Raw genomic sequence first — 20,339 nt, forward strand, 5'->3', positions numbered from 1 at the left:
CCGACGCGGCGCACCCATTGCAAGGAAACCGATCATGAAACGCCTGTTGATGCTTCTGCTCGCACTGCTGGTCGCGGCACCCGCGTTCGCCGCCGAAGCAGACGCCGGTCCCGCGGTCGGCCAGGCTGCGCCGGATTTCCGCCTGCAGGATCAGAAGGGCGATTGGCACACGCTCGCCGGCGAAAACGGAAAATGGGTCGTTCTGTACTTCTATCCGAAGGATTTCACGCCCGGCTGCACCACCGAGGTGTGCGCATTCCGCGACGACATCATCGAGTTGCGCAAGGCTGGTGCGGACGTGTTCGGCGTCAGCCTCGACGACGTCAAGTCGCACGCCGAGTTCGCCGAGAAGTACAAGGTGCCGTTCCGTCTGCTGTCCGACGCGGATTCGAGCGTGGCCAAGAACTACGGCGTTTTGACCTCCAAGCTCGGCAAGAGCTATGCGCGCCGCGAAACCTTCCTGATCGATCCGCAGGGCAAGGTCGCCAAGCGCTACCTCGACGTCGATCCGAAGGAGAACTCCAAGCAAGTGCTGGCCGATCTCGCCGCGTTGAAGAAGGCAAAAGGCTGAGCGGCATGGGTTCGCCCAAGCGCGGCGCGGCGAAGACGGCCGCTCCGCGCCTGCGCCCCGACGCGGCAAGCCCGATCGTCGAAAGCTTCCCGCCGCAGGTCGGAGCCGGCTGCCGGCTGCTCTTGCTCGGCACCGTACCGAGCGTGGCTTCACTGGCGCAGCGGCAGTCCTACGCGCATCCCTACAACCTGTTCTGGCCGTTCATGGGCATGTTGTACGGCGCCGGGTCGGAACGGCCGTACGCCGAGCGCATCGCGTGTCTGCACGCACTCGGCATCGGTATCTGGGACGTGCTCGAACGCTGCGAACGTACGGGCAGCCTCGACAGCGGCATCGTCGCTGCCAGCGAAGTCCCCAACGACATCTCCGGCTTGCTGCGCACGCACCCGAGCATCGCCGCGATCGCGCTGAACGGGGCCAAGGCGCAGCAGGTGTTCGCGCGCCGCATCGCGCCGACGTTCGATGCCGCGACGCGCGCACGGGTAGCGATCCTGGCGCTGCCTTCGACCAGTCCTGCCAACGCGTCGATGTCGCGCGCGCTCAAGTTCGAGCGCTGGCGCGAACTGGAGCGATGGGTTTCCTCGCCGACGGCGGCCGACGGCGCTGCATGACAGAGGCTTCACCTCAGTTCTCGCTCGTTCAGCTAATCTGCGACAACCTTTGGGCCCCTTTCACCCACAAGGAGCAATGCTGATGAAATCGTCTCTCGCGGTACTGGCTGCTGTCGCGTTCGGTTTCGCTGTCCTCGCCCCGCAGCGCGCGAGCGCAGAAGAGGCGGACCTCGACTGCAAGCTGCGCTTCTCGTTGACCGGTTGGTCGCTGATCTACAAGCACGCCGAAGGCCACGGCGTGGTGACTTGCGCCAACGGCAAGTCGATGCGCGTGAAGATCGAATCGAAGGGCGGCGGCTTGACCGCCGGCAAGTCGCACATCGACAACGGCAGCGGCCGTTTCACCGACGTGCGCAAGATCGAAGACGTGCTCGGCACCTACGCCAAGGGCGACGCCAGTGCCGGCGCGATCAAGGCCGGCACCGCGCAGGTGTTGACCAAGGGCACGGTGTCCTTGGCTCTGGCCGGCGCCGGTGAAGGCATCGAACTGGGCGTGAGCGTGGGTGCATTCACGATCAGCAAGGCTGGTGCCAAGGCGCACAAGGACGCCAAGCAGTAAGCCGCGTCGCAGCCGTTGAGTTCGTCGAAAGCCCGCGCCGTACGGCGCGGGCTTTTGTTTGCATGAAGAAGGCGGATTGCGTCTGGCCCGGACTAGCGATCGGGGCGAGCTTCGGCGATAAGCGAGCGATCGTCGTTACACGTGCTGGTCGACCAGGACCGGATTGCCGTCCGGGTCGAGGGCGAGGAAGCTGGCCGGGCCGCTGCCGTTCTCATCCGCTTGCGTGATCAGCTCGACGCCTTGCGCCTTCAGCCGGCGCTGCAGCTCGCGCACGTCGGTGAACGCGGCGAGTTTTTGTGCATCACTGTTCCAGCCGGGATTGAAGGTCAGCATGTTGCGTTCAAACATGCCCTGGAACAGGCCGATGATGCAGTCGCCGTTTTTCAGGATCAGCCAGTTCTGCGCGGCGTCGCCGCCGAAGGCTTCAAAGCCGAACTTCTCGTAGAACTGCTTCGAAGCGTGGATGTCCTTGACCGTCAGGCTGATCGAAAACGCGCCGAGTTGCATCGCAGTCTCCCGCTGGGTGGTGGAAACGCCGCCGCGCGCCGCGGCATCGCGGCGACACGATACCCCAGCGAGCAGCACCGGCCGACCGCATCGCGACGGCTACAGCGTTTTCTCGTAGCGCCAAACATCTAAGGGGAAGGGGCCGTCGGAGGTGACGACCGGAATCGCCTCGACGCCGCGCCGCTGCCAGCCGTTCTTCTCGTAGAAGCGCGCCGCGCGTTCGTTGCCGATCGCGCAGGCGAGCCAGGCGGTGCGGACACCGGCCGCGGCGAGTCGTGCCTCGCCGTCGGCGAGCAAGATCGCGGCGACGCCCGAGCCGCGTGCGTGCGCGGCGACGAAGAGCTGATACAGCTCCTCCTCGTGGATCATGCAGAAACCGCTCGGTGCACCGAGCGGGCCCGTCGCGCGCACGCTCGCGAGCCCTTCGGCGAGCCGCTCGCGGAAGCTTTCGAACGTGCGCAGCAGCACCAGTTCCGGCGGCATCAGGTGCGCGTGCGCGTCGCGCCAGGCGTCGTGCCAGAGCCGCGCCAAGGCATCCAGTTCGTCCGCCTCGGCGGCCCGCACCATCAAAACACTCGCGCTCGATTCGGGCGATGCGACGCGCGCGCCGGGCCGCCGGTCTTCGACGTGCAGCACGCGCAGTTGCTGCGCATCCTGGTCGCGCTTGCCGCGGCCGAGCAGACCGATCACCAGATCGCCGGAATCCGCATCCGCCTCGTCGTGTCCGACCAAGCTGAGAATATCGCTGTGATGGCAGGTGACCACCCAGCCACAGCCGTTCTCAAGTTCGATGCTGTCGAAATCGCCGGACGAGGTGCCGATTTGGACCGGTCCGAACTCGCGTAACAACGCTGTCGCCTGCACCGCGAGATCGGCTTGCGGTTGCATTAGGATCACACAGGTGCCGTTCTCGAACAGTACCCACGACTTGTCCGCTCCTTGGATGGTGGAACGCCAGGCTTCGATCAGCTCGGGGCCTTGCACGAGATCCTCCTGCATCAGTTCAAACTCGATTTCGTTCGCGGCGCCGCCGAATGCGCGTGGCCGCGTTGCCACTACATCGGCGCGGTGATCGGTGCCTGTCGCGCGCCCTGCGGCCGGCGCTCGAATACGACCACGCTGTCGTAGCAGGCGATGCAGTCGGTGCCGCGCGTGAACGGCGAGATCGGTACGGCACCGCCGGTGTAGTTCGCGTTGATCTCGTCGAGCCGGTGCTTGACCATTTCCATGAAGCTGCCGCGGCGCCCGAGCCCGCCGTCGAACTGATCCCAGTAGCAGGTGTGCGTGTCCTCGACCATGTAGACGCCATTGGGCTGCACGCGGTCGTACATCAGCTCGAACGACGCGATCATGTGCTTCATCACGTGACTGCCGTCGTCGAGCACGATGTCCACGGTCGGGTACTTGGAGAAAACCGCATCGATCAGATGCGGGTCGTCCTGGCTGCCGATGAAGATCTCGATGCCGTCCGCTTCGTGCTTCTTGCATTCCGGATCGATGTCGATGCCGACGATGCGGCTACCGGGCCCGAAGTATTCCTTCCACATCTGCAACGATCCGCCGGCCCATACCCCGATCTCGATCATCACCGGGGAGGTGCCGCGGAAGCGCGCGAAGTGACGTTCGTAGATGTCGAAATAATGCAGCCACTTGTGCAACGGCTTGCGCGCGTTGTTGAGGAAGTACTTGTGCAGGAATCCTTCGTTCATCGCAGTGGCCTCTTCGCGGGGTGCATGCGGGTGCCGATCGTTTCTGGCGCCTACTTCAGGCGAGTCTCGAACAGCTTGTAGATGCGCTTGTACTCGTCCAACCAGGCATCGGCGTGCACGAAGCCGTGGCGTTCGAGCGGATAGCCGGCGAGTTCGAAGTCGTTCTTCTTCAGCTCGATCAGCTTCTGGTACAGCCGCACCGAGTCTTCGAACAGCACATTGTCGTCGATCATGCCGTGCGCAATCAGCAGCGAGCCCTTGAGGCCGTCGGCGAACTCGATCGGCGAGGAGCGCTCGTAGGCGATCGGATCGAGTTGCGGCGTGTTGAGGATGTTGGAGGTGTATTCGTGGTTGTACTGCGCCCAGTCGGTGACCGGGCGCAAGGCGGCGCCGGCCTTGAACTGGTCCGGTGCGCGGAACATCGCCATCAAGGCCATGAAGCCGCCGTAGGAGCCGCCGTACAAACCGACACGGCCCGGATCGGCCGCCGCATTCTTCTCCAGCCAGTGCACGCCGTCGATCAGGTCTTCCAGTTCGGGATGGCCCATCTGGCGGTAGATCGCGGTGCGCCAGTCGCGGCCGTAGCCTTCGCTGGCGCGATAGTCCATGTCGAGCACGACGTAGCCGTGCTCGGTTAGGAGGTTGTGGAACATCTGCTCGCGGAAATACGCCGGGAAGCCGAGGTGCACGTTCTGCAGATAGCCGGCGCCGTGCACGAACAGCACGGCGGGGTATTTCTTGGAGGCGTCGAAATCCTTCGGTTTGTAGAACTTCGCGTAGATCGGCAGCTTGGTGTGCGAGGAAGGCACCGCGACGATTTCCGGCGCGAGCCAGCTCATCGCCTTGTACTCGGCGGTGCGCGTATCGGTGAGCTCGCGCGGCGTCGCATTCGACTCCGCCGCGGCGACGGAAAGCTGTGCCGGCACGTAGGCGCTCGAATGCAGCAGCGCGAGCTGGCTGCCGTCGGGCGACAGTGCGAACTGTTGCGCCGCCTTGTACTGGGTCAGGCGTTCGAGCGCACCGCCGCTGACCGCGACGCGATACACGTCGTAGGCGTACGGCGCTTCGACGTTGGCGCGCAGATAGAACCAGCGGCCGTCCGGCGACAGTGTCGGTGACGAAACTTCGAACTGGCCGTGCGTCAACGCGGTCGCCTTGCCGCCTTGCGTCTTCGCATACAGCTGCGAATAGCCGCCTTCTTCGGACAGGTACCACAGCGTGCGGTTGTCCTTCTGCCAGCCGAAGTCGTTGAAGCCCCAGTTGATCCAGGCCGCATCGGTCAAGCGATGCTGCGGCAGCAGTTTGGCGCGGTCGAAGTCGACCGTCGCGATCCAGCGGTCCTTGTTGTCGATCGCGCGAATCTGGATCGCCAGCGCGGCGCCGTCCTCGCTCCAGGCGATACCGCCGCCGCCGCCGTCCTCGCTGTCGGCGACGATGCGCACGGCGCGGCCTTTCGCGTCTTCTTTCTTTTCGTTCTTCTTCTCGGATTTCTTTTTGTCCTTGCCGTCGCCGTCCGCTTTGGCGTCGAGACCGAGTTCGCGCCGGCGCTTGTCGTTCTCTTCGCGCACCGCCTTGAGCGGGTCGTCGTGGATGCCGGGAAGATCTTCGTAGGCGAGAGCGTGTTGTTCGTGCTTGGCGAGATCGAGCAGCAGCAGCGATTGCGGCGCCGGATTGTTGCGACCGACGCGCGTGCGCTCTTCTTCCTGTTCCTCGTAACCCGACTCGGTCACGAAACGCTGCAGCTTGCCGGCGCGACCTGCTTCGTGATTCTTGGGCGAGGTCACGACCAGCAAGCGCCGGCCATCGGGCGACAACGAGGTCGCCTCGATCTTGACCTCGTCGCCGAGATAGAACGGCAGTGGCGCGCGTGTCGGATCGCCGCTGGCGAATTCTTCGGCGTGCTTCTTCTGCGCTTCGCGATCGGATTTGAGCTTGCGCAGGGTGGAGAAGTAGCGCAGCTGCTGCTGGGCGAGATCGTCGGGCTTCTTCGCTTCGGGGTCTTTCTCGGCGCGCACCAGCGCGGCCGGTCCGGCGACGCCGGCGGCGATGTCGTAGACGAACCAGTCGCTGCCGCTGCGGTAGTGCAGCGCGCGGCCGTCGGCGGAGAACTGCGGCGAGGCTTCAGCCTGCGGCGTACGCGTGACCTGGGTCAGGCGACCGCTGCCGAGGTCGCGCAGGAACACGTCGCCGTTGCGCACGAAGGCGGCGCGGCGGCGCGCGCGGTCGAAAATCGCCTCCGGGCCGTCGGCATTCGCCATCGCCGCCGGGTCCACGATCGTGTCCTTGCCGTCGGCGAGATCGATCCGATGCAGGTCGCGCACCGGCGAACCGCTGCGCTTGAGGCGGTAATACACGCTGCGTCCGTCGACGCTCCAATACGGTTGCTGCACCGGCGCACCGATCCAATCGGGATCGGCCATCGCCTGCTCGATCGTGACCGCGCGTGCGGGCGCGGCGGCGAGGCTGAGCAGGGCGACCAGGGAGGCCGTCGCGAGCTGCCGCCCGAGCAGCGCGGCGCTACCGCCGGTTGCGCCGATCCGGCTCGTTTGCCGCGGGCGGGTTCCCTCTCGGCGGTCCGGCGCGCGAGGGGAATGGGCGGGCCAGCCTGGGCTGTCCGATGCGGGAATGGTGGCGGCGCGCTGCATGCGGTTTCTCCGAACGGCGAGACAAAGCGCGCAGCATAACGGCTGAACGGCGTCGGTCTATCCGCCGAAAGTCAGCCGGCGCCGCCGGCGAGCCTCAGTCCGCCTCGAAACCGTCCGCGAAGACCGCTTCGTGGTCGGCACGGATCACGCGCAGGGCGTCGAGCCGAGCGCTGCCGGCGCTGCCGTTGGCGAAGACGAGGTCGAGCACGCCGTCGTCGACCTCGACGTCGAAGCGGCGCACAACCGCGGTATCGGGGCCGTAGGCGGCGATGATGTCGAAGTCGTCCAGCACGCGAACGCCTTCGACCGAGACGTCGAACACGCGCTGGCCTGCCGCGGTGTTGTAGGTGTCGGCGAACTGCAGCTCGACCCGATACGGTCCGGGCGGCAACGGCAGGTGGTAGGCGAAATTACCCCAGCGCCAGTCGTTGTAGAGCGCGTCGTCATCGGTGCCGCCGACCGCGTGCGCGGAGACCTGGGTGGTGCCGCCCTCGAATGCGGTATCGGCGACGTACGACGTGCCGTCCGCGGCCATGTACGCGGCGCCGCCGGCGTTGATCGCGGCCATCACGGTGCCGGGTTCGGGTGCGGGTCCGTTGTCGCGCGTCACGCGCAGTTGATCGTTGAAGCTGGTGTTGCCGCCCCAACCGGTGCGGCCCGCCGGTCCACTGGCGATCACGCGGATCGGATTGGCACCGGAATGGAGAGGGATTGCAGCCTCGCTCCAGCTGGTGCTGCCGCCGGCGCTGCCGCTGGCACCGCCGGCAATCTGCCAGCTCACCGCATCGATCGCGAAGCTGCCGTGGCTGGCACTGCCGGCGAGATCGACGCTGGCCGCTTCGGTCGACCAGGCGGCCGCGGCGGTCGGTTGCGTGATGCGCAGGATCGGCGGCGCGGTGATGCTCGGTGTGCCGCGCCGCTGCGCGACCATCCAGTCGAACAGCAGCGGGTGGATGTAGGCGCTCGGCCAGATGCCGTGGCCGCCGGTGTCGTAGCGTGTGTAGATGGTGTTCGCCCCCGCGTTGCGCAGCGCGGCGACGAGCGCGTCCGAGCCGCCGACCCCGACGGTCGTGTCGTTGTCGGCATGGAAGAACCAGAACGGCACGCCGGCGACGCGCGCGACCACGCTCGGTGTGGTGTCGCCGTTGCCCGACATCGGCACCACCGCGGCGAAAAGGTCCGGATGCGAAGTCGCCGCCGCCCAGGCGCCCATCGCGCCCATCGACAGGCCGGTCAAATACACGCGGTCCGGATCGATGTGGTACTCGGCCGCGATCTGGCCGACGATCGCGACCGCGGTTTCGAGCGGGGCGCCGCCCCACCAGCCGTTGGTGAAACACTGCGGCGCGATCATGAAGACCGGCTGGCGTGCGAGGTTGGCGTCGTCGAGCAGGCGCATCGCGCCGTTGGCGTTGTTGCCGAGTTGCGCTTCGTTGTCGCTGCCGCGCTCGCTGGCGCCGTGCAGGAACAGGATCACCGGATACGCCTGCGCCGGATCGTAGTCGGGCGGCACGAAGTAGCGGAACTTCAAGGTCGTGCCGCCGGTGTTGCTGACCCCGTAGAGAAAGTCGCTGCTGGTGGCGGCGTGTACGAGTGTCGTCGTAATCGACAACGCAAAAGCGGCCAATCGGGCCGTGTATCGGCTGTGCAACATGGCGATCCCCCCAAAGGATACTGAGCCGCGACGCTAGCACGCGTCGTGTTTCACGATCTGTGGCATGACCGGCGCTTGGCAAATGCGGGCCGATCCGGCAGCCTTCGCCGACTTTCCCGGGCGCCCCGATCATGACTCTCCCTTGTGTCGAAATCGAAACCGCGCCTCAGCCGCGCTACGCGATCGTCTGGCTGCACGGTCTGGGTGCCGACGGCAACGATTTCGCGCCGATCGTGCCCGAGCTGGTCGATCGCGCCTGGCCGCCGCTGCGCTTCGTGTTTCCGCATGCGCCGGTGCGCCCGGTCACCATCAACAACGGCATGCCGATGCGCGCCTGGTACGACATCAAGGGCATGGCGATCGCCGACAAGCAGGACGAAGCCGGCATCCGCGCGTCGATCGGCGAGCTCGACGCGTTGATCGCACGCGAAGAGGCGCGCGGCATCGCGCCCGAGCGCGTGCTGGTCGCCGGCTTCTCGCAGGGCGGCGCGATCGCGCTGGCCGGTGGCGTCCGCCATGCGGCGCGGCTGGGCGGCATCGTCGCGCTGTCGACGTATCTACCGCTGGCCGAGAAGACGCCGGCCGAGCGCAGCACGGCCAATCGCGGCGTGCCGATCTTCATGGCGCACGGCAGTCACGACCCGGTCGTGCCGCAGCCCTTGGGCGAGTTCAGCCGCGACGCGCTGGCCGGCTTCGGCTACGCGGTGCAATGGCACAGCTATCCGATGGCGCACCAGGTCTGCGTGGAAGAGATTGCGGACCTGCGCGAGTGGCTCAGCGCGCGACTGACCGCGGCCTAGCCGCAAAAGCGCGACCGTCGGCGCAGGCCGCGATGGCGGCGCGCTCTATACTCGCCGCATGGCAGCGGGGGAAGCGGGCACAGAGGCGGCGCGCGCGGGCACGAGTCCCGCGCCGAACTGGCTGCCGCAGTTTTGCAGCGCACCGACCTTGTTCGCCGTGATGGTGGTGGCCGAGCTGGTCGCCCTGCTGGTCGTGCTGGCGCCCGAAGCGCAAGCGCGCGCCTTGCTGCCGCGGCTCGGCGTCGCCACTGTCTACGTGCAATGGCTGGCCTTGTTGAACGTGGTCGTGCTGTGTTCGCTGCGCCAGCCGCTGGCGCGGCTGGACGTACGCGCGGGTTATCTCATCGCGTGGGCGCTCGGCGTCGCGGTGACGGCCTTGGCCGCGGCGGTGGTGTGCCGCATGGATCAGGCGCTCGGGCTCGGCTTGAGCGTGCCGGCCGAGGCGAGTTCGCGCTTCGTGCTCGCCAACGCGGCGATCAGCGCGTTGATCGCCGCGGCGCTGCTGCGCTACCTGTTCGTGCTCGAGCAATGGCGCGAACGCGTGCGCGCGGCTTCGCGCGCGCAAGTCGACGCCTTGCAGGCGCGTATCCGCCCGCATTTCCTGTTCAACAGCATGAACACCATCGTCAGCCTGATCCGCACGCGCCCGACCGAAGCCGAGCGCACGGTCGAAGATCTGGCCGATCTGTTTCGCGCCGCGCTCGGCTCGGAAGGAGCGCTGGGTACGCTTGGGGAAGAGCTCGATCTGGTCGACCACTACCTGCGCATCGAACAACTGCGTCTGGGCGAACGCCTGCGCATCGAGCGCGACTTCGCCGGCGCGCCGCGCGATCTCGCGCTGCCGCGACTGCTGCTGCAGCCCTTGGTCGAAAACGCGGTCTATCACGGCATCCAGCCGCTGGCCGACGGCGGCACCATCGCGTTGCGCGCAGGCGCGCACGCGGGCGGCGCCGAAATCGTGATCGAAAATCCGCTGCCGCCCAACGCGCCGGTGGCGCGCAACGGCGTCGCGTTGGCGAACATCCGCGCGCGCATCCAATATCATTTCGGCGCGCGCGCCGAGCTGCGCGTCGATGCCGGGTCGCCGATTTTTCGGGTGACCTTGCGCCTGCCGGGGGAACTGCAGAAATGAAGGTGCTGTTGGCCGACGACGAGCCGCTGGCGCGCGAACGCCTGGCCGCCTTGCTCGCCGAGATCGAGGGCGCCGCCGTGGTCGGCGAAGCCGGCAACGGCCGCGAAGCGCTGGAGGCGGCGGCGCGGTTGCAGCCGGACGTGGTGCTGCTCGACATTCGCATGCCGGTGATGGACGGGCTGGAAGCGGCGCGACATCTCGCCACGCTCGAAAACCCTTCGACCGGGCAGGCGCCGGGGCTGATCTTCTGCACCGCATTCGGCGATCATGCGTTGGCTGCGTTCGAAGCGAACGCGGTCGACTACTTGGTCAAGCCGGTGCGCGCCGAGCGCTTGCGCGCGGCGCTGGCGAAAGCGCGGCGTTGGAACGGCGAGGGCGCGCGCGTGCTCGACGCGGTCGAACCGGCGCGGCGCCGCACGCACTTGTGCGCACGCGTGCGCGGCAGCCTGGTATTGGTGCCGGTGGCCGACATCGAGTATCTGTTGGCCGAGGACAAGTACGTGATCGTCCGCCACACCAAGGGCGAAGTGTTGATCGAGGAACCTTTGAAAGCACTGGAACAAGAATTTTCGGGAAGCTTGGTGCGCATCCATCGCAACTGCCTGGTCGCGCTGGCGCGACTGAGCGGCCTGACGCGCACGCCGGACGGGCGTCTGTTCGCCAACATCGGCGGCGTGGCGACCACGCTGGAAGTGAGCCGGCGCAACTTGCCGGCTTTGCGCAAGCTGGTGCGCACGCTGTGAAGACCGTGCGCATCGCCACGCGGCGCAGCGCGCTGGCCTTGTGGCAGGCCGAACACGTGGCGACGCGCTTGCGCGCGCTGCACCCCGAGTTGCAAGTCGAACTGGTCGCGATGACCACGCGCGGCGATCAGATCGTCGATCGTCCGTTGGCGGCGATCGGCGGCAAGGGGCTGTTTCTGAAAGAACTGGAAGTGGCGATGCAGGAACAGCGCGCCGACCTCGCCGTGCACTCCTACAAAGACGTGCCGATGCAGCTCGAGCCGGGTTTCGCGATCGCGGCCGTGCTCGAACGCGCCGATGCGGCCGACGCCTTCATCAGCAACGACTACGCACGTCTGCGCGATCTGCCGCACGGCGCGCGCGTGGGCACTTCCTCACTGCGCCGGCAAGCGCAGCTGCGCGCGCTGCGGCCCGACCTCGAACTGGTCGACTTGCGCGGCAATGTGAACTCGCGCCTGGCCAAGCTCGACGCCGGCGACTACGCCGCGATCGTGCTCGCCTGCGCCGGCATCGAGCGGCTCGGCTTCGGCGCACGCATGCGCGAGCGGCTGGCGCCGCCGGATTGGGTGCCTGCAGTGGCGCAGGGAGCGATCGCGGTGGAATGCCGTCAGGGCGATGCCGAGATGGCCGAGCTGCTGCGTCCGCTGGATGATGAAGCGACGCATCGCTGCACCTCGGTCGAGCGCGCGATGAACCTCAGCCTGCACGGCAGCTGCACGGTGCCGGTCGCCGGCTACTGCGTGGAAACCGAAAGCGGCCTGGCGTTGTGGGGCTTGGTCGGCGACGCCGCCGACGGGCGCCTGATTCGCGCGCACGCGGCGGGTCCCACCGACGAGCCGGAGGCGCTCGGCGAACACGTCGCCGCCCTGCTGCGCGAGCAGGGCGCCGACGCGATGCTCGGACGCTGACCTAGGATCAGTGACCGAAGTTGTAGACCAGGTTGGTGGTCATCAACTGATCGTTCTTCTTGATACCGGCGGCCACTTCGGAGTTGTGGCGGATCTGGTAGCCGACCTTCAGCGCGAACGACTTGTTGATCGCGACCTGCAGGCCGGCGTCGTTCTGGATGAAGGTGTTGTTGCTTCCCGATTCGATCAGCAGCGTGTTCACGAACGAGGTCGTGTCGCTGAAATTGTGCTTGTAGGCGATCAGGCCGCGGCCGACCACTTCACCGTCGGCATCGAAGGTGTGGCGCACCTGACGGCCGTCGACGACTTCCGGACCGAGCACGTCGATCGGGCGGTAGCGCTTGTAGCCGGGGCCGGCCTCGAAAGAGAGCTCGTCGCTCTGATTCTTCAGCACCGTGTAGCCGTAGCCGAGCGAGACGACCGCCTGGTAGTCGAACGGCGAGAAATCGTCGTTCTCGTAGCGCAGCGCGCCGACGATGTAGCTGCGCTCGTCGAGCTTGTAGGCCGAGGACAGGCCGGTTTCGTAGCGGTTCGCATTCAGTTCGTAGTCTTTCTTGAACGCGATGTTGCCGTTGCCGTCGAGGTAGGGACTCTTGACCTCGCCCTTGGCGCGCAGCGCGGTCAGGTAGAAGTTGTGTTTCCAGGTGTCGTCTTCCTTGGCGAACTGCAGCTTCGCGTTGAGGTTCTCGGACTTCGCGTTGCCGCGCGCGGCGGCGAAGCCGACTTCGCCCGAACCGGACCAGCCGTTGTCTTCGGCGGCGACGGCGCCGAGCGGCAGCGCGGCGAGCAGGGCGAGCGGGAGCAGATGCTTGTTCATCGGGGTTTCCTTGTGATCTACGGGACGAAAAGAAAACAAAAAGTGCAGCCACGATTGCGAACAGGCCACGAAAGCCGAGCCGGCTCGCAAGCAAAAAAAAACCGCAAGACGGGGCTTGCGGTTGGGCGGCATGGTATGCACGCGGACTAAACCTCGCGTGAACCGTTTCGTGAACAAGCGTGGCGGGCGCGGCGGTTCAGCGACCGTAGTAGGCGATTACGGTGTGCCGAGCCTCGGCGAAGAACAGCCAGCGTTCGACCAGCAGACCGAGCGCTCCGCTGGCAAACGCGAGCCAGGCTGCAGCCGCCTGCGTGGCCGGCGCGAGCAGGCCGAGCACGGCGAGCAGAGCGGGGATCAGGAACGCCGTCAGCAGCGCGATCCTGCGCAGTTTGCGCGAGTGCTTGCGCGCCAGCGCGAAGCCCATTTCGTGCGTGAGATAGTTTTCTTCGGTATGCGGCTGCTCGAATGAACGCACCGTGCCGAGCGATTCGAGGCCGGTCGCGTGACCCGCGCCGATGAGGGGCTGGGCTTCGATCGAACGCCAGTAGCGCCGCTTGAGTCCGGCGCAGACCAGCGCGAGCGCGATCACGCCGCCGGGCAGAACGAGGCGTTCGATCGATGACGGCACGCCGGTGCTGCTGCCGGCCCAGAGCAAGAGGCCGCCGCCGTACACGGCGAGCAGCAGATACGCCGGCACGACATGGCGCTCGTTCCATGCGCGAATCGGCTTCAAGCTCGAATAGATGTGCGCGGTGCAGTAGACCGTCGCGAACGCGCCGAGTGCGAGCAGCAGGCCGAGCGAACGCAAGATCACAACGTCGCAGCACGCCGCATCGGCGATGGCGCGGTGCGTGAATGCCAGCAGGCACAGGGGCAGCGCGGTCGCCGGCAGGAAGGTCAGCAGCGCGGCGACGCCTTCGCGCGAGAGCCACGAGCTGCGCCATTGCGAGAGCGCACGCCAGGCGCGTTGCGGCTTACCCAAATGCCCCATCGAGGCGAGCAGTCCGGCCGCGACGAGGGCGAACGCACCGAAATAGCCGACGGCGGACCAGAAAAACGGCGTGTGGCGAAAAGCGAGGAGGCCGGCGAGCGCGGGGGGATCGGCCAGCGGACCCAGCGCAAACGCGAGACCGATCAGAAACCAGGCGCCGTAACCCAGCCCCGACAGCACGGTGAAGGCGATGATCGAGAACGTCGGTCGCATCGCGTCTTCAGCGCGACAGCACGCGGTCGAGCCAGCGCAGCACGCCGGGCAGCTGCGCCGGATCGAGCGTTTCCGCGCGTTCCGCCGCGACTTGCGTTTCGCGTCCGTCGCGGCGCGGGCGCGGCGGCAGATAGCGGTTGACCGGCTGGTAGCCGAACTCCGGCATCAAGGCGTAGCCGTCGCGTTCGGCGACGCGTTGGGACACCGGCGAATCCGGATCGCCGAGGTCGCCGAAATGGCGTGCGCGCGTCGGGCAGGCCAAGACGCAGGCCGGCTGGCGGTCCGCTTCGTCCAACGTCTCGTTGTAGATGCGATCCACGCACAGCGTGCATTTCTGCATCGTGCCTTTGCGCACGTCGATCTCGCGCGCGCCGTACGGGCAAGCCCACGCGCACAGCTGGCAGCCGATGCATTTGCTGTCGTCGACCAGCACGATGCCGTCCTCGGCGCGCTTGTAGCTGGCGCCGGTCGGACACACGGTGACGCAGGCCGGCGTCTCGCAATGCAGGCACGAACGCGGAAAGTGGACGGTGAGGCTGGGATTGGGGATTGGGGATTGGGGATTGGGAAGAGCGCGCGTGTCTCGTGCCGAATCCGCTTTACCGAATCCCCAATCCCCAATCCCCAATCCCGGCTCTACGGCATAACTGTGCACGCGATTGAACCAGACCCCGTTCGGCTCGCTGCCGTACGGGTTCTGGTCCGGCAACGGGCCGAACTCGCCGCCGTCGTTCCATTCCTTGCACGCGACCGCGCAGGCGTGGCAGCCGACGCAGATGTCGAGGTCGATGACCAGACCCAACTTCTTCGGCGAGGGCGGCGGCAGCGAGGTCATCGATCAGGCGGGTTTGCGCAGCAGGAAGTAATTGGACATGTGGCCGATACGCAGTTCCGGGATCGCGTGTTCGAGCACCTCGACCGGCTGCAGGCCGTGCCGTGCGGCGATGCGCAGCACGTCCTTCTGCGGCAGTACGTGCATTTCCATGTCGAGTTTGTCGGAGCGCGCGCGCAGGTACGACTTGGCGGCGAAGCGGTAGTTCGCCTCGTAGGTCGGCACCTGGAAGTAGGCGATGCCGCCCGGCTTGAGCTGCGCGAACACGCGATCGAGGATCGCCGCGATCACCGGTGGTGGATTGTGCTGCAGCACGATCGCGGTGAAGAACACGTCGATCGGTCCGACCGCGCTGAGCTCGTCGATGTGCTTGAGCTGGCGCAGCTCGACGTTGCGCACGTGCTGCGCGTCGAGATGCTCGCGCGCGAAACGCAGGTGGCCGGGCGACACGTCGATGCCGACGACTTCGGCGCAGACTTCGGCGAGGCGCCGCGTGATGCGTCCGACGCCGCAGCCGATTTCGAGGCAGCGCGCGCCGCGCGGCACGCCGAGCCCGTTGCGTGCGAGCGTGGCCAGGAAGCGCCGGATGTCCTCGTCGGCGGTTGCATAGAAGACGTCGAGATTGGCGTCGATGCGGTCGGCGTGGAAACCCTCGTTGGTCAGCACCGACCAATGCGCGTCGGTCTCGCCCATGTGGCTCCAGCTCTGCGCGATGTGATCGAACAGCTGCTGCAGCCGTTGCGGTTCCTCGACGGTTTCGATGTCGAGCGCCGGTTCGGAGCCGCTCATGCTCGGGCGCGCGATGCCGCCGAGCTGATTTTGGAATTCCTCGCTGCCGATGAAGCCGCGGCGCAGCTCGCCGAGGTTGCCGGAGGTGGCGAGGTGGAAGCGGATGGCTTCCTCGCTCTCCGGTTCGCGATTGAGAAAGATGCGATACGCCCAGCGCACGGTCTCGGCATCGAGGGGGAGGGAATCGACGTACTGATGACTCATAAGCTCGGTGGGCTCGTAAAAGGAAAAGGAAGGAGAACGACCGCGTATTCTGACTCAGATCGGCGCGCGCTTCGAACGCACCGGTCCCATTTCGACGCGATGGCCGCTTTCGCGCGGCGCCGGGTCGCGCTCGATGCGTACGCGCAGGTCGAACCAGGCGGCTTGGCCGGTGACCGGGTCGGCGTTGGCGTAGCTGGCGTCGTCGAGCGCCTCGCCGATCAGATGGTTGAGCAGGAAGCCGTCGCGGTTCTCCGGCGCGCGCGCGGCGAGTTTCCAGGCGCCCTTGCGCTTGCCGATCGCGTTCCAGGTCCAGACCGTGCCGGGCGCGGTGCCGGTGTGGTGCCGCGCCTGCACGCGAATGCGCGCGCGCGGCGAGGCCAGCCAGATCCAGTCGCCGTCGTCGACCCCGTGCGCGGCGGCCGTGTGCGGATGCAAGTAGAGAAAATTGCGCGTCGCGATCTGGCGCAGCCAGGAATTCTGCGAGCCCCAGGCGTGGTACATGAACATCGGTCGCTGGGTGATGGCGGCGAGCGGGAACGACGGCGCCTGATCGAGCGAGCCGTACCAGAACGGCAGCGGATCGAAGTACTTCGTCACGCGGACGCGGTCTTTTTGCGGCGGTCGCGCCGCACCGTGCCCTTGCGCGGCGAGTCGGAATCGCTGCAGCGATTCGGCGTAGAACTCGAGCACGATGGGCGCATTCGAGCCGACGAAACCGAGCGCTTTGGCCCAGTCCAGATAGTCGCGATTGGCCATCTTGTAGTAGCGCGCCGCGGCGGGCACCTCGCGATGCCAATGGCAGTTGTGCTCGATGTAGCGTTCGAGCTGGTGCGGATTGGGCAGGCCGACGCCGGCCTTGGCGCCGTCCGCGCCGCGCCAGCCGGCGAGCAGGCCGACGCCGGGCGCGCGTTCGTGTTCGACGATGTACTGCGCGTAGCCGCGCGGATAGATCGGCGCACCGTCTTCGTCGACCAGGCCGGGCAGGCGCAAGCGCGCGCCGAGTTCGAGCAGCACGTCTTGGAACGCACGCACGTCGCGATCGGGCGCGACCACCGGACGGCGGATCGCATCGCTGGCACCGTCGGCGTCGGAGATCGGCCGATCGAGCAGGCTGATGCAGTCGTAGCGTTCCAGATAGGTCGTGTCCGGCAGCACCAGGTCGGCGAACGCGACGGTTTCCGAATCGTAGGCGTCGACGTAGATGATGCGCGGGATCGCGTACTCGCCGCTGGCCGGGTCGCGTGCGCACAGCATCTCGCGCGTCGCGCTGGTGTTCATCGCCGAGTTCCAGCCCATGTTGGCCATGAACAGCAACAGCGTGTCGATGCGGTACGGATCGCCGGCGACCGCGTTCGCGATCACGTTCTGCAGCATGCCGTGGGCGGCGAACGGATGCTCCCACGAGAACGCCTTGTCGATGCGGCGCGGGCGGCCGTCGGCGTCGACCAGGAGATCGGCCGGCGTGTGCACGTAGCCGAGCGGAGCGGCGTCGAGCGCGCCGTTCGGCTTGCGCGTCTTGCCCGGCCGGTTCGGCGGCGGCGCCGGCTTCGGATACGGCGGCTGGTAGCGGAAGCTGCCCGGCGTATCGATCGCGCCGAGGATCATCTGCAACAGATGCAGCGTCCGGCAGGTGTGGAAGCCGTTCGCGTGCGCGCTGATGCCGCGCATCGCGTGCATCGCGACCGGGCGTCCGAGCATCTGCGCGTGCTCGCGTCCGTGCGCGTCGGCCCAGCGCTGATCGAGCGTGATGGCTTGCTCGAACGCGACCTCGGCCAGTTCGCGCGCAAGGCGGCGGATCGTCTGCGCCGGCACGCCGCACTCCGCAGCGACGGTGTCGGGCGCGTAGTCCTGCGCCATGTAGCGTTCGGCGAACAGGTGGAAGGCGGGGACGGCGTGGCGGCCGTCGGGCAGGGTGTATTCGCCGACGACGAGGGGCGAAATGTCGGCGGCGTCGGCGCGGACCAGTTCCACGTCGGGGCGCTCGACGTCGCTTTCCCTCACCCGCGCCTGCGGCGCGACCTCTCCCGCTTGCGGGAGAGGGGCGGGATGAAAGGAAGCTTGTGCAGACGCCGCGCGCGCGCGAATCGCGCACAGCGGATTCCCCTCCGCATCGCGCGCGATCAACCCATCGTCCGCTGCGCCGGGCGCTCGAACCACCAAGTGATGCGCATTCGTGTAGCGCACGAGGTAATCCAGATCGACGCGGTCCGCGTGCAGCAGTTCGTGGATCAGTGCGCCGGCCAAGAGGCCGTCGGTACCCGGGTTGATCGGCACCCATTCGTCGGCGATCGCGCCGTAGCCGGTGCGCACCGGATTGATCGCGACGATCTTCGCGCCGCGTGCCTTGAGCTGGCCGAGGCCGAGTTTGATCGGATTGGAGTCGTGGTCTTCGGCCACGCCCCACAGCATCAGGTACTTCGTCAGCGCCCAATCGGGTTCGCCGAATTCCCAGAAGCTGCCGCCGAGCGTGTACATGCCGGCGGCGGCCATGTTGACCGAGCAGAAGCCACCGTGCGCGGCGTAGTTGACGGTGCCGAACTGTTGCGCCCACCAACCGGTCAGGGCCTGGCTCTGGTCGCGGCCGCTGAAAAAAGCCAGTTCGTCGGGATTGCGCGCGCGGATGTCGCCGAGCCATTGCGTGGCCAGCGCCAGCGCCTCGTCCCATTCGATCTCGCGGAATTCGCGCGCGCCGCGTTCGCCCACGCGCAGCAGCGGTTTGGATAATCGCGCCGGCGAGTAGTGCTGCTTGATTCCGGCCGAACCCTTGGCGCAGATCACGCCGCGGTTGACCGGGTGCGCGGGATTGCCGTCGATGTAGCGGACGCGGCCGTTCTTCAAGTGCACGCGGATGCCGCAGCGGCACGCGCACATGTAGCACGTGGTCGTCTTGACCTCATCGCCGGTCGGCAGATTGAGATTCAGCTGAGCGTGCGGCACGTCGACAGTGGGCGGCTGGCCATGCGGCGGATGGTAACGGATGCGCCGGCGCGGCTGGCTAGAATGCCGTTTTGCGCCAACGCCGCTACCGACCATGACGAAGCCGCACATCCTGCCGCGCGCCTTCTATCGGCGCGACCCGCGCGAGGTCGCGCCGGACCTGCTCAACAAGCTCCTGCTCGGAGCGGACGGGCGGGTCGGGCGGATCGTCGAAACCGAGGCGTACTGCGGCGCGATCGATCCGGCCGCGCATACGTTTCGCGGCCGCACCGCGCGCAACGCGACCATGTTCGGGCCGCCCGGTCATCTGTACGTGTACTTCACCTACGGCATGCACTGGTGCGCGAACGCGACCTGCGGCGAGGCCAACGCGGTGCTGTTGCGTGCGCTGGAGCCGGTACACGGCATCGAACGCATGCGCCAGAGCCGGCCGCGTGCGCGCACGGAGCGCGACCTGTGCAGCGGACCGGCACGCTTGTGCCAGGCCTTCGAGATCGATCGCGCCGATGACGGCACCGACCTCCTGCGCGGCCGCGTGCGCATCGCCAGCGACGGCATGCCGCCGCCGGCGGTGCCGGCGGTCGGGCCGCGCATCGGACTCACGCGCGCGGTGGACCTGCCGTGGCGCTGGTACGTGGCGGGCAACCCGCACGTATCGCGCTGAGCGAGGTCCGGCGAAGGCGGCCGCTGTGACACACTAGCCGGATCGTCGTTTCCGACCTACGCGCCCCGCCATGGACCGCTACGAACGCATCCTGACCCTGCACCGCATCCTGAAGTCGGCGCGCTATCCGGTGCCGTTCGCGCGGCTGAAGGAAGAACTGGCTTGCTCGCGCGCGACGCTGTACCGCGACATCGCGTTTCTGCGCGACGCGCTCGGCGCACCGATCGAAAGCGGCGGTGACGAGGCGACCTTCCACTACGCCGCCGACGAAGCCGAGCGTTTCGAACTGCCCGGCTTGTGGCTGACCAGCGAAGAGCTCGCCGCGCTGCTCGCGCTGAACGAGCTCCTGGTGCGTTCCGATCCGGGTGTGCTCGCCGGCGCTCTGGCGCCGTTCCGGGCGCGCATCGAACGCTTGTTGTCGGACCATTCCAGCGGGCGGACCCTGCCGGTCGAGCGCATTCGCGTGCTCGCCAGCGGCGCGCGCAAGCTCGATCAGGCGGCGTTCCGTGCGGTCGCCGGCTCGCTGTTGAACCGGCATCGCCTGAAGTTCCGCTACCGTGCGCGTTCGACCGACGCGCAGACCGAGCGCACGGTGTCGCCGCAGCGCCTCGCGCACTACCGCGACAACTGGTATCTCGACGCTTGGGACCACAGCCGCGATGCTTTGCGCAGCTTCGCGCTCGATCGCATCCGCGATCCGCAGCCGCTCGATGAGCCGGCCTTGGACCGCGAAGGCGCCGAACTCGATGCGCACCTGGCTTCGAGTTACGGCATTTTCTCCGGCGCGCCCAAGGCCTGGGCGACGATCCGCTTCTCCGCGCACGCCGCGCGCTGGGTCGCCGACGAGCATTGGCATTCGCAGCAGCAGGGCGCGCGCCTGTCCGACGGCCGCTACGAATTGAAGCTGCCCTACTCCAATTCGCGCGAGCTCTTGATGGACGTGCTCAAGTACGGCCCGGACGCCGAAGTGGTGGCGCCGGTGTCCTTGCGCGAGGAAATGAAGATTCTGCTGCAGCTCGCGCTCGGCGCTTATTCCGCCAATCCGAACTGAAC

At 67.2% G+C, this 20,339-nt stretch carries 19 protein-coding genes; 9 read left to right on the forward strand and 10 right to left on the reverse strand.

What is annotated here, in order from left to right:
* The first annotated feature begins 34 nt into the window (after nucleotides 1-34).
* The 3 genes from AC3QL3_RS02430 to AC3QL3_RS02440 all read left to right on the forward strand — a co-directional run bounded on the left by AC3QL3_RS02430 (nucleotide 35) and on the right by AC3QL3_RS02440 (nucleotide 1,741).
* Nucleotides 35-571 (forward strand): peroxiredoxin, encoded by a 537-nt coding sequence (locus AC3QL3_RS02430; RefSeq protein WP_492896672.1) that lies wholly within the window; start codon nucleotides 35-37, stop codon nucleotides 569-571.
* 5 nt (nucleotides 572-576) lie between these two features.
* Complete coding sequence (locus tag AC3QL3_RS02435) at nucleotides 577-1,182, forward strand: DNA-deoxyinosine glycosylase (protein ID WP_492896673.1); 606 nt, start codon at nucleotides 577-579, stop codon at nucleotides 1,180-1,182.
* A gap of 82 nt (nucleotides 1,183-1,264) precedes the next feature.
* Nucleotides 1,265-1,741, forward strand: a complete 477-nt coding sequence (locus AC3QL3_RS02440; protein ID WP_492896674.1) for a hypothetical protein — start codon at nucleotides 1,265-1,267, stop codon at nucleotides 1,739-1,741.
* Nucleotides 1,742-1,876: 135 nt separating this feature from the next.
* On the opposite strand, the gene AC3QL3_RS02445 is transcribed toward AC3QL3_RS02440, so the two are convergent.
* From AC3QL3_RS02445 to AC3QL3_RS02465, 5 genes are all read right to left on the reverse strand, one after another.
* Complete coding sequence (locus AC3QL3_RS02445; protein ID WP_492896675.1) at nucleotides 1,877-2,248, reverse strand: VOC family protein; 372 nt, start codon at nucleotides 2,246-2,248, stop codon at nucleotides 1,877-1,879.
* Nucleotides 2,249-2,347: 99 nt separating this feature from the next.
* Nucleotides 2,348-3,247, reverse strand: coding sequence for a GNAT family N-acetyltransferase (locus AC3QL3_RS02450; protein ID WP_492896676.1), 900 nt, complete (start codon nucleotides 3,245-3,247; stop codon nucleotides 2,348-2,350).
* 56 nt (nucleotides 3,248-3,303) lie between these two features.
* Nucleotides 3,304-3,957 carry a class I SAM-dependent methyltransferase gene (locus AC3QL3_RS02455; protein WP_492896677.1) on the reverse strand — a complete coding sequence of 218 codons (654 nt, stop codon included), beginning with the start codon at nucleotides 3,955-3,957 and terminating at the stop codon, nucleotides 3,304-3,306.
* Between the two features lie 50 nt (nucleotides 3,958-4,007).
* Nucleotides 4,008-6,602, reverse strand: a complete 2,595-nt coding sequence (locus AC3QL3_RS02460) for a S9 family peptidase (protein ID WP_492896678.1) — start codon at nucleotides 6,600-6,602, stop codon at nucleotides 4,008-4,010.
* A 94-nt stretch (nucleotides 6,603-6,696) separates the two neighbouring features.
* Complete coding sequence (locus tag AC3QL3_RS02465) at nucleotides 6,697-8,256, reverse strand: malectin domain-containing carbohydrate-binding protein (protein ID WP_492896679.1); 1,560 nt, start codon at nucleotides 8,254-8,256, stop codon at nucleotides 6,697-6,699.
* Between the two features lie 131 nt (nucleotides 8,257-8,387).
* Here AC3QL3_RS02465 and AC3QL3_RS02470 point away from each other — a divergent pair, with 131 nt between their 5' ends.
* The 4 genes from AC3QL3_RS02470 to hemC are packed head-to-tail and all read left to right on the forward strand — an operon-like array spanning nucleotide 8,388 to nucleotide 11,839.
* On the forward strand, nucleotides 8,388-9,056 hold the full coding sequence (locus AC3QL3_RS02470; protein WP_492896680.1) for an alpha/beta hydrolase: 669 nt from the start codon (nucleotides 8,388-8,390) through the stop codon (nucleotides 9,054-9,056).
* A 58-nt stretch (nucleotides 9,057-9,114) separates the two neighbouring features.
* Nucleotides 9,115-10,188 (forward strand): sensor histidine kinase, encoded by a 1,074-nt coding sequence (locus AC3QL3_RS02475; RefSeq protein ID WP_492896682.1) that lies wholly within the window; start codon nucleotides 9,115-9,117, stop codon nucleotides 10,186-10,188.
* Nucleotides 10,185-10,931: a LytR/AlgR family response regulator transcription factor gene (locus tag AC3QL3_RS02480; RefSeq protein ID WP_492896683.1), complete on the forward strand. Its 747-nt coding sequence runs from the start codon at nucleotides 10,185-10,187 to the stop codon at nucleotides 10,929-10,931. Before AC3QL3_RS02475 ends, AC3QL3_RS02480 begins: the two co-directional genes overlap by 4 nt.
* Complete coding sequence (gene hemC, locus AC3QL3_RS02485; protein WP_492896684.1) at nucleotides 10,928-11,839, forward strand: hydroxymethylbilane synthase; 912 nt, start codon at nucleotides 10,928-10,930, stop codon at nucleotides 11,837-11,839. The genes AC3QL3_RS02480 and hemC overlap by 4 nt, the downstream gene beginning before the upstream one ends.
* Nucleotides 11,840-11,846: 7 nt before the next feature.
* Here hemC and AC3QL3_RS02490 read toward each other — a convergent pair whose 3' ends face one another.
* From AC3QL3_RS02490 to AC3QL3_RS02510, 5 genes are all read right to left on the reverse strand, one after another.
* Entirely contained in the window at nucleotides 11,847-12,656 is an 810-nt protein-coding gene (locus tag AC3QL3_RS02490) for a DUF481 domain-containing protein (RefSeq protein WP_492896685.1), read from the reverse strand.
* Between the two features lie 196 nt (nucleotides 12,657-12,852).
* On the reverse strand, nucleotides 12,853-13,860 hold the full coding sequence (locus AC3QL3_RS02495; RefSeq protein WP_492896686.1) for a dimethyl sulfoxide reductase anchor subunit family protein: 1,008 nt from the start codon (nucleotides 13,858-13,860) through the stop codon (nucleotides 12,853-12,855).
* A gap of 7 nt (nucleotides 13,861-13,867) precedes the next feature.
* A complete protein-coding gene (locus AC3QL3_RS02500; RefSeq protein WP_492896687.1) occupies nucleotides 13,868-14,695 on the reverse strand; it encodes a 4Fe-4S dicluster domain-containing protein in 828 nt (275 codons plus the stop codon).
* Nucleotides 14,696-14,698: 3 nt separating this feature from the next.
* On the reverse strand, nucleotides 14,699-15,685 hold the full coding sequence (locus AC3QL3_RS02505; RefSeq protein WP_492896689.1) for a class I SAM-dependent methyltransferase: 987 nt from the start codon (nucleotides 15,683-15,685) through the stop codon (nucleotides 14,699-14,701).
* Nucleotides 15,686-15,739: 54 nt separating this feature from the next.
* A complete protein-coding gene (locus AC3QL3_RS02510; RefSeq protein ID WP_492896691.1) occupies nucleotides 15,740-18,622 on the reverse strand; it encodes a molybdopterin-dependent oxidoreductase in 2,883 nt (960 codons plus the stop codon).
* 94 nt (nucleotides 18,623-18,716) lie between these two features.
* Here AC3QL3_RS02510 and AC3QL3_RS02515 point away from each other — a divergent pair, with 94 nt between their 5' ends.
* Together AC3QL3_RS02515 and AC3QL3_RS02520 are read left to right on the forward strand one after the other, a co-directional pair.
* Nucleotides 18,717-19,286: a DNA-3-methyladenine glycosylase gene (locus AC3QL3_RS02515; RefSeq protein WP_492896692.1), complete on the forward strand. Its 570-nt coding sequence runs from the start codon at nucleotides 18,717-18,719 to the stop codon at nucleotides 19,284-19,286.
* 70 nt (nucleotides 19,287-19,356) lie between these two features.
* Complete coding sequence (locus tag AC3QL3_RS02520) at nucleotides 19,357-20,337, forward strand: helix-turn-helix transcriptional regulator (protein WP_492896693.1); 981 nt, start codon at nucleotides 19,357-19,359, stop codon at nucleotides 20,335-20,337.
* The last annotated feature ends 2 nt before the right edge of the window (nucleotides 20,338-20,339 follow it).

The sequence above is a fragment of the Dokdonella sp. GW821-FHT11D02 genome (genome assembly GCF_058808595.1).